The organism is Rhizobium sp. LARHSG275, from assembly GCF_052871115.1.
The window spans coordinates 1-1149 of sequence record NZ_JBIXJN010000057.1 but is presented as its reverse complement, the minus strand read 5'-3'; the positions used below and the strand labels follow the sequence as shown (position 1 = coordinate 1149).

The following is a 1149-nucleotide window of genomic DNA, read 5'->3' as shown; positions in this document are numbered from 1 at the left end:
TCAGCGGGCGTCGTCGATCGCCTGGACGAGCTGCTTGACGGCTTCGTCGGAGGTCTTGATCTGGCCGTGGACGAACTTCGACACGACATCCTTGTAGGCATTGGCAATCGCCGGCGGGGCGCCGTAGCCTTGCGCCAGCGAGCCGAACAGCGTGCCGCCTTCGTTGGCTGCCTTCAGATCGGCGATGCCCTTCTTGCCGCAAGCGTCGAAGTCGGTATCGGGAACGTCGGTACGAGCCGGTACCGAACCCTTGACGACGTTGAAGGCCGACTGGAAGCTCTTCGACAGCGTTGCCTTCGCCAGCGCCACCTGCGCCGCCTTGCGGTCGTCGGGGACGTTGAACATGCCGAACATGTCGGAGTTGTAGACCACGCTGCCGTCGGTGCCGGGGAAGCGGTAGCAGAGGAAGTCGGTATCCGGCTTCTTCTTGGCGGCGACGAATTCGCCCTTGGCCCAGTCGCCCATCACCTGCACCAGCGCGTCACCCTTGATGACCATGGCGGTCGCCAGGTTCCAGTCGCGGCCCGAGAAGTTCGGATCGACATATTTGATGATCGTGGCCAGGTTATCGAACGACTTCTTCATCGTGTCGGACTTCAGCGATTCCTCGTCGAGGTCGTTGAAGGCCTTCTTGTAGAACTCAGGCCCGCCGGTCGACAGCACGATGGAATCGAACATCGTCGCCTCCTGCCAGTTCTGGCCGCCAAGCGCCAGCGGGATGACGCCAGCAGCCTTGGCCTTGTCGAGCAGCGCGATCAGTTCGTCGAAGGTCTTCGGCTGGGTGCCGCCGATCTTGTCCATGACAGCCTTGTTGATCCACAGCCAGTTGACCGAGTGGACGTTGACCGGGGCGGCAACCCACTTGCCGTCATAGACGGAGAACTTCTGCAGGGCTGCCGGCACCGACTTGTCCCACCCTTCCTTCTTCGCCGTCTCCGTCAGATCGCCCATGACGCCGGCCTGGGCATAATCGAGCACGGTATAGCCGAGCATCTGCGAGGCCGTCGGATAGGTGCCGGCCGCCACCATCGCCTTCAGCGCCGTCATCGCCGCATCGCCGCCACCGCCGGCAACCGGCACGTCCTTCCAGGCATACCCTTCCTTCGAAAGATCCTGCTTCAGAACGTTCAGCGCCGCTGCCTCGCCGCC

At 63.0% G+C, this 1149-nt stretch carries 1 protein-coding gene; it reads right to left on the bottom strand.

Annotated elements, in window-relative coordinates:
- Positions 1–1149, bottom strand: a 1149-nt coding sequence (locus ACIPSK_RS32990) for an ABC transporter substrate-binding protein (RefSeq protein ID WP_446533140.1), incomplete at its 5' end; no start/stop codon positions are given.